The organism is Litchfieldella qijiaojingensis, from assembly GCF_014651875.1.
Taxonomy (GTDB): Bacteria; Pseudomonadota; Gammaproteobacteria; order Pseudomonadales; family Halomonadaceae; genus Litchfieldella; species Litchfieldella qijiaojingensis.
This window is the reverse complement of record NZ_BMXS01000048.1, coordinates 1-5,973: the sequence shown is the minus strand read 5'-3', so window position 1 is coordinate 5,973 and position 5,973 is coordinate 1. Positions and strand designations below refer to the sequence as shown.

At 53.4% G+C, this 5,973-nt stretch carries 6 protein-coding genes; 2 read left to right on the top strand and 4 right to left on the bottom strand.

All coding sequences use genetic code 11. The features are described from left to right. The first annotated feature begins 363 nt into the window (after window positions 1–363). Window positions 364–780, top strand: a complete 417-nt coding sequence (locus IE093_RS21995; protein WP_189473046.1) for a SpoIIAA family protein — start codon at window positions 364–366, stop codon at window positions 778–780. A gap of 2 nt (window positions 781–782) precedes the next feature. On the opposite strand, the gene IE093_RS21990 is transcribed toward IE093_RS21995, so the two are convergent. The 4 genes from IE093_RS21990 to IE093_RS21975 form a co-directional block, all read right to left on the bottom strand. Then, the gene (locus tag IE093_RS21990; protein WP_229803892.1) at window positions 783–1,238 is read right to left on the bottom strand and encodes a DUF3617 domain-containing protein; all 456 of its coding nucleotides are present in this window, start codon (window positions 1,236–1,238) and stop codon (window positions 783–785) included. 70 nt (window positions 1,239–1,308) lie between these two features. Further along, on the bottom strand, window positions 1,309–2,526 hold the full coding sequence (locus IE093_RS21985) for a DegT/DnrJ/EryC1/StrS family aminotransferase (protein WP_189473044.1): 1,218 nt from the start codon (window positions 2,524–2,526) through the stop codon (window positions 1,309–1,311). A gap of 121 nt (window positions 2,527–2,647) precedes the next feature. Beyond that, on the bottom strand, window positions 2,648–3,766 hold the full coding sequence (locus IE093_RS21980) for a sugar-transfer associated ATP-grasp domain-containing protein (RefSeq protein WP_189473042.1): 1,119 nt from the start codon (window positions 3,764–3,766) through the stop codon (window positions 2,648–2,650). A 465-nt stretch (window positions 3,767–4,231) separates the two neighbouring features. Then, entirely contained in the window at window positions 4,232–4,939 is a 708-nt protein-coding gene (locus IE093_RS21975) for a hypothetical protein (RefSeq protein ID WP_189473040.1), read from the bottom strand. 244 nt (window positions 4,940–5,183) lie between these two features. Here IE093_RS21975 and IE093_RS21970 point away from each other — a divergent pair, with 244 nt between their 5' ends. Beyond that, window positions 5,184–5,861 carry a SixA phosphatase family protein gene (locus IE093_RS21970; RefSeq protein ID WP_189473038.1) on the top strand — a complete coding sequence of 226 codons (678 nt, stop codon included), beginning with the start codon at window positions 5,184–5,186 and terminating at the stop codon, window positions 5,859–5,861. Window positions 5,862–5,973 lie beyond the last annotated feature (112 nt).

Here is a 5,973-nt window from a genome sequence, read left to right as displayed (position 1 = left end):
GTGGGCGCGATGGCTATGCCTCCCAAGCCGGCCTGACGGCCGGATCGCCGCCACGGCGGCCCCTACAGCAGCTGTGCCACCGTCCCTCGTAGGAGCGCCCGTGGGCGCGATGGCCATGCCCCCCAAAAGCCGGCCTGATGGCCGGATCGCCGCCACGGCGGCTCCTACATAAGCTGTGCCACCGTCCCCTCGTAGGAGCGCCCGTGGGCGCGATGGCCATGCCCCCTAGCCGGCCTGGCGGCCGGAATCGCGGCTAAAGCCGCTCCAACAACTTGGGTGCCTTTAGTCCCTGCAAACCACCGCCACGCACCGGCCTGCTATGCTCAGGTAAAGATAAGCCCAGGATCAGGAGAGCGAGCGCTTATGATCGAACTGCTTCCCCCGGGCGCCGCCCACGTAGTGGCCTTCCGGGCCAGCGGGAGGGTCGACGCCGACGACCTGCAACAGGCCATAGATGCCACCGAGGAAGTCAAGAAGACCCACCCACGGGTGAGCATGTATGCCGAAATCGACGAGATGCGCTGGATGACCGCTACCGCAGTGTTGCGCGACTTGGGCTATGGCTTGACCCAGCTCGGCGACCTGCAGCACTTCTACCGAGTCGCGGTGGTGACCGACCGGCGCTGGGTGCGCCCCATCGCCCAGCTCGAGACCCATCTGTTCAAGCCACTGGAAGTGCGCGTCTTCTCCAACCACGACAAGGAAGCCGCCAAGGAATGGGTCAAGCATCTGCCCGAAGGGCCCGAACGCGTGGTGAGCGGTGAAGCCTCCTCGGGCTGAGATCAGCAGCTACCCACGCGGCGTCCCTCGATCTCGGTATTCATGATCATGTCGCCCATGGGCGTGGTGGTTTCCACGCGCATGGTGCCTTCGGTGCGGTACTCCATATACCGCATGTTACCGGTGACGGTCGCCTCGCCACCCTCACCGGCGCAAGCCATGCGGTAGCTCATGGAATCACGGCTGGCATTCTGTTCGAGGACCTCGCAGCCCTCTTCCTCCTGGATGAAACCGGCATTGGCCTCGTCGATGGTTTCCTGGGTCAGGCATTCGCGAGTGGTCATGGTTTCATCGGGAATCGAGAAGTCTCCTTCTACCGTGGTACTGGTGACGAACTCCCACTCCCCGGGCGTGAGGTTGGGCGCCTCGGCCAGCGCCGACAGGGGCAGGACCAGGGTGACGACGAACATCAGGCTGCGCGATGACACGACGATTTCTCCACGGCAGAGGAATGACATGCCGCTCCTTCGGCGTTACTGGAGGGTAGCGCACCTGAGCGTGGAGGCGCAGTATGGCTCGTAATATAAGCTATTGCGCTTCGGGACCATACGCGTAATCAACTGGACAGCTCATTTCCTTGACCTCCCTGACAGACTCGACAAGTGCTGAAGCAATCAAGTCCAGATCTTTCTTACTAAGATTAACTGGCAAGCGAACATCACATGCCCGTACTAGCACGTTTCGAGTTGGTGACAGGTCGTTTTGAGGATGAATAAATTTCCAGTTCCAGAAAGCCCTTGCATTATCCTCTGATAGACCAAATATCTGCACCTCAGCCCCCTTACCACCAGCTCTTCTCTGAAATTCTTTAGCGTCCTCATCAGAATCGAAGCCACATAAATTAAATTGGATTGAGTCTGGCGCTCTAACTTCTTTTTCGAGTGGCGATGGAACATGTAACCAGTCTGAAGCATTCAGAATCTTGGCCACATAGTCATAGTTGGCTTGGCCGGCTTTGACTCGCTGAGACACCTCACGGATTTGTGGTCCTGCAACTGCTGCCGTGAGATTGCTCATACGCATGTTGAAGAGAGGAAGTTTATTTTGCCAAAAGGTGAATCGGTGATTAATTTTCGGGTGTTTTTTCCAGTTATGCTCGTAAGCGCCTGACATGAGAACGGCACGTGCAATTATATCGACATCACGTGTAACGAGTATTCCGCCTTCGCCGGCATTAATCAACTTATATGACTGAAATGAAAAGCACCCAACCTGACCTATCGTACCTATCTTCCGTCCAGACCATGTCGCTCCAAGGGCGTGGGCTGCATCTTCAATTATGGGGACACCTCGCTCCTCACAAAGGTCGACTATTGCATCCATATCCGAAATATGACCACGCATGTGGCTAACGATAACGGCATCAATACCTTCCGACAATTTCTGTTCAAACTCTTCCATTTCAATTCGATAATTATCAGCCACATTCACAAGAACAGGAACACAGCCGGCATGAACAACTGCTGAAGGAACCGCTGAAAAGGTAAAAGCAGGGATCATCACCTTACTGCCTGGCTCCAATCCAATCGCCTTCAGGGACAAAAATAGTGCGGATGAACAGGAACTTACAGCCAGAGCAAAAGGCATGTCCATTAGCTCTGCGAATTCCATTTCCAGTCTCGAGACAGAGGATTCTGATTCTGAGGAGTACCGAAAAAGCTCTCCACTTTCGAGAAGCTCAAGGACTTCGTATTTCACAGCCTCTGGAATCGATTCTGCTGTGTAAAAACCTGGTAAATAATTCATCTTGGACTTTCCTCCAAGCCTATGAATTTCTGGTCTTTTTTCTTGTCACAGCTCACCTGGCAACCCGTACTGTGCTCTAGGTCAAGAAAAGCAGCCGCCACAACGAGAATTAATCAGTCGGTTATAATTTCCGATAACCACAAGACCGAAAGAGCTCACACACTTCATCAGTAAGAAATCCCCTTCCACTGGCAAGTTGCGGAAGGTCAAACCCACCACCTGTATTTATCTCGATAAGGACAGGTCCGTCTTGGGTGACAGCAATATCCATGGACTGATACTTAACCTGATAAAAAATGGATGCACAGCTATGGACTAGATCCATAACGCGGCCCCATAACGGAACGGTCTCTCCCAATATAGACTTACCGGTTTCCGGATGTTCAGCATGGTCACTTATTCCAACACGATGCTGAGAACGAATGGTAAGTATTTCACCTGTTTTTGGGTCAAGGTCGCAAGCAAGATTCCCGGGGCGCCAAAAACTGTCGGCCACGTTATCGCGTGAAGGTAATTTCAAACATGCGAAAGGAGTGCTAATTCCTCTTTCGGTGACCAGAACATATACACGAACGGTAGCGAGATTTTCAGTATATTGATCAAAAAATGAGTGGTTGCGCTGAAGTTTTTGAACAAGATAAGGAGTATCACCAATAAATTGATTCATACAGGTTTCGTAATCCAGCCAACCTTCACCTTTCAAATTCACCTTATCCCTATCGGCATCTAAAACCAAAAATGCACCAAAACTACAAATTCCTCGATTTTCCTTTGCAAAGCACGGCAAAACATCTTGTGAGTTAAAGAAATCGCGAAGACTTTCTGCTGTTGAGATTTTATGTGTTCCCGGATAAGCACGATCCGTTTTATCTATGACAGCCAACGTCTCTGGGATTTTTATCTCCGAATGAGCAAGGGTGTGCGAACAAAGCCACTTGTCTTCGGTTGCCGCCTGCCAAGACATATCAAAGCATTTTCTAACAATCGGCCAATGCAGCTTGTTGGTAATGAAACGAGCTTGGTCTTCCCGACTATGGAGATCCGTTTCATAAACTCCGTACCGAACATATTCAGGTAGTGTTAGCTTTCCACGACCATACTGCAACCTGGCATATTCACAAGACAGATCCATTGGCTTTCGCCCACTCTTTTTTGCGGCATGACGGAGATAATCAAGCGAAGACGGCTTTTTTCTAGACCACTCTTTATAGTCTCGTGTAACAGCATGAAGCTCAGTCATGAGGCACAACCCCTATACCAATCCTGCGCTAGTGTTAGTCTTGACTGACAGATACTACCAAGCGGAAACAGCGCCCACTCAACGACCTCGGCACTTCACCGTCGCTCAGAAGCTGCTGCATACCCGCAATCAGCTTGTTCTTGTCCTGAACTCTCCATAGCGTCTGCCGTGCCCCGGCCGCTCAATTGACCACAGTGGGAATCAGCTCCTGAGACCAGCATATACGTTACTAAGCATTACGACTTGTAATTTATTGCTACAAGGTAGGATTATCTTGCAGACTCAGCCCAGCGAATCAGAAACTGGAAGGAATGCTTAGCAAATACAGCTAAATTAGGTTTTAACGATTTATCGGCGCTACCAACAGTGACATACGCCAGTCAAACCCCCACCTCAGTGGGAGCACTTCAGTATGCTGAACGTTCAACCTCAGTGCTTGAATCGTGTCTGGGATGCGTGGGAGGTTCAGCGCTGCAACGACGGAACATGTTCAGCGCGCCTGTTGAGGGCATATGAGTCTAGCGAGGCCACCAGAGGGAGGTTCATCGCCCGCAGAAGGGCCGGAAGAACGCTGCTTTCTTCGCGGACCGCAGCATCATAATCGATCTCAACCAGCGGCCCCAGTTGCGACCAGAAGCTGCGAATTGCATCGACGTCAAAATACCAAGGTTCACGAACGTTGTCAGTGCCAGTACCAGCATCAAGAATGGAGTTCTTTTCCCACCGATCCAAATAATCGAACCAACTGGTGCGCCAACCAGTTTCTTCACGCACGCAAAGGACGGGAACAATCTGGTGGGGTGCGCCCTTTAGAAGCTTTCTCACCCTCTCCATTTCGGATGGCTCACGTGCGAAGCACAAAGCCTCAGCGCTCAGAACAACCGATTGCTTCGAATTCATCATCAAGAAGCGCAAGAGGTCGCCCCGGGCGGCGTGGCAGCGCAGCCAGCCGGCAGGCCGAAGGATTCCAGACCTGCGTGCGACCGTCCGAAGACCTTTTCGAAGAACACTATTGGCCGTGACGATGCAATTCGTGGAGTGCCGATTTCGCACGCGATCCCTATAAACTGCGATACCGTCCTCCTTCAAGCGCTCCACGTGGTCCGAAAGGTATGCCTGAAACGAGGAGGTGCCGGTCTTGTGAGTGCCAACGTGCAGATAAAGAATGCCCATGCTACGCAACCTATTCTTGTTAATTTATGTATCATTATTGCATCGTAGTACCGGAAACAGTCTGTGCAAGAGTTATCGTCAAATCTGGTGGATGGCTTCCGAGGACAGGCATTTACAATCGATCGCGGAGGTGCAGTGGGGAGCAGTGGCGCCTGTGCTTTCGCTTCGAGGGCAGTGGACATCGTCGTCTACCATTGAGGGGGCAATGTGACGATCTCCGCAAGCCGAAACGGGGTGGGTGACCATGAAGCAGTTGTTCCTGATCCGCCATGCCAAGTCGAGCTGGGCCGACGGTTCACTTGCCGACCATGAGCGCCCCTTGAAGCGCCACGGCCGGCGGCAAGCAGAGGCCATGGCCAAGCCATTGCAAGCACTGGGCGCGTTCGATGGCGCCATCCACGCCAGCGATGCGAGCCGGGTGCGCCAGACACTGGAGGGATTCGACGCGGCGCTTCCCGAACTGACGCTGAGCGAACGAGTCCACTACCACCCGGCACTCTACACCTTCGAAGAAAAGAGGCTGCGTCGCTGGTTGAAAGACGCCAACCTCGATGACGACTGTCTCACCCTTGTCGGTCACAACCCCGCCCTGTTGGCGCTGGCGCAGCGGCTGACCAACCAGCAAGTCGAACGCCTGCCCACCGGCAGCCAGATCCATCTCGTCCTGCCGATCACTTCCTGGCAGCAACTCGACAAGGCACGGGGCAAGGTCGTCGTCACGCTCACCCCCACCGAGACGAGCCATGCCCTGTTCAAGCGCAAGGCGCCCAAGCCCCCGGCAAGCGACGATAGTCCTCTGGCGAAGCGACTGACTCGCCAGTTGGCCCACCGGTACCGGATGATTCGTACGCTGGAGCCCGGCGTAGTGGCCGACTTCGACCCGGAATTTCTGCACCAGTATCGCGTCTGTCAACGTCACTGAAGGTTGTCCGTTTTTCATCAATTCAGATTGTCCGGTTTTCATCAGTGCTCTTTCATCGGAACAGCTTCAGGGGTGTGTGAGGTGTCGTCCTCCTTCGCAGTGGGCGTCGTTA

Coding starts and splice junctions, on each gene's coding strand:
- IE093_RS21980 (WP_189473042.1), bottom strand. CDS start 3,766: ATGACTGAGCTTCATGCTGTTACACGAGACTATAAAGAGTGGTCTAGA.
- IE093_RS21995 (WP_189473046.1), top strand. CDS start 364: ATGATCGAACTGCTTCCCCCGGGCGCCGCCCACGTAGTGGCCTTCCGG.
- IE093_RS21970 (WP_189473038.1), top strand. CDS start 5,184: ATGAAGCAGTTGTTCCTGATCCGCCATGCCAAGTCGAGCTGGGCCGAC.
- IE093_RS21975 (WP_189473040.1), bottom strand. CDS start 4,939: ATGGGCATTCTTTATCTGCACGTTGGCACTCACAAGACCGGCACCTCC.
- IE093_RS21985 (WP_189473044.1), bottom strand. CDS start 2,526: ATGAATTATTTACCAGGTTTTTACACAGCAGAATCGATTCCAGAGGCT.
- IE093_RS21990 (WP_229803892.1), bottom strand. CDS start 1,238: ATGTCATTCCTCTGCCGTGGAGAAATCGTCGTGTCATCGCGCAGCCTG.